Source organism: Caldisericaceae bacterium, from assembly GCA_036574215.1.
In the GTDB taxonomy this organism is placed as follows: Bacteria; Caldisericota; Caldisericia; order Caldisericales; family Caldisericaceae; genus Caldisericum.
Genome location: JAINCR010000007.1, coordinates 1 through 1,559, shown reverse-complemented (window position 1 = coordinate 1,559; position 1,559 = coordinate 1). Strand labels below are relative to the sequence as shown.

At 38.6% G+C, this 1,559-nt stretch carries 1 protein-coding gene; it reads left to right on the top strand.

Going from position 1 to position 1,559, the window contains the following annotated elements; genetic code table 11:
• On the top strand, positions 1-1,559 hold a 1,559-nt coding region (locus K6343_00255), incomplete at both ends, for a DUF11 domain-containing protein (GenBank protein ID MEF3244406.1).

Here is a 1,559-nt window from a genome sequence, read left to right as displayed (position 1 = left end):
AAATTCAACAAGCGAAATTTTAGTAAAGAAGCCAATATTAAATATAACAAAGACAGCAAACGTCTCAGAGGTCAGCGTAAACAGGGGAGAAACAATCGCAGATACAGTTAAATTTACAATAACAGTCAAGAATTTACAAAACAATACAGCAAAGGCATACAATGTCACAATCTATGATAGATTCCCAACGAGATACCTAAATATCACAAATGCTACAATTACATACAACGGAACAAATATTTCTATAGATGGAACAAAGCTTAGCGAAGATGAAAACTATACTTTATATAAGTGGGCTACAAACATAACACTCAATCCAGAAGAATCATTAAATTTAACAATAACTGCAAAAGCAAGATATGATAATTTAAGTTATGAGAAATTTGCTGATGTGACAAATTTTGCCAATGTAACAGCATATTACAAGAACGGTATACAAATAGAGGATGTTGAGAATATTCCAAACGACTTTAATGCGACAGACAATACATCATTAACATTAAAAGTCGTTAAGCGTCCTGAGCTTGGTTCATTAACGCAGTGGGGCAAAATGGGTGGTTCAAAGGATTCAATGTATAGAATCTCACCTTTATCCTTTGTTGTTGGGGATATAGACAACAATACTGTCATTACCATTACAATTTGTTCTGTAAGTGATCCAACTAATTGCACAAATATACTATTTAATGGCTCTGATTTCACATCTATACAAAACGATAAAAGAGGATTTGCTTCATTGATTGATTCACAAAACTTTTCAAGTGGCGATTATAATTTGTCAATTAATATTACTGACTCCTTTGGATATTCTTTCATAAAGAAGAACATACTATCATTTGTCGTTGATAAATCGCCGCCAAATATTTTAGATGTTAATTATGTTTGCATAGATCAGAAACTGAAATTTAATGTAACCGACCATACCTTACTCAATTCGAAGATAAAGGTAAATTATTCTGTCAATAATACATGGGAAAAAGCAAGTGTAGAATGTATCCAAACATCATTGTATTCATTGAATTGTAATGCAACACTTCCAAAGGTTTTAAAGGTTGACAAAACCAAATTTAATTACAGTATCTCTGCAGAGGACTTCTTTGGAAATAGCAAAGTAAATAGTGGTGAAATTACTGTAATGGGATGTGTTGAGGTGAAAGTTTCACCTCCAAGTGTGCCAAAGCCATCTGTAGGAGCGCCTCCATCACTACCACCAGCACCAACTCCGATAGTGGCGCCAACACCACCACCAGCAGCTCCGCCTGTACCACCACCAGCAGCACCACCACCAACACCACCACCAGCACCTCCAATACCACCAGCACCACCAGCGCCACCTGCAGCGAAGCCACCAGCACCACCGCCAGCACCAGCACCGCCAGCACCACCGCCAGCACCAGCACCACCTATTCCAGCAACAATTGCGGCAGCAATTGCGGCAGCGGTAGGGGCTAAGGTAGGTGCATCAGTAGGTGCAAAGATAGGTGCAAAACTTGGAGCAAAGATAGGAGCAAAAATCGGTGCAAAGATAGGAGCAAAAATCGGTGCAAAGATAGGAGCCA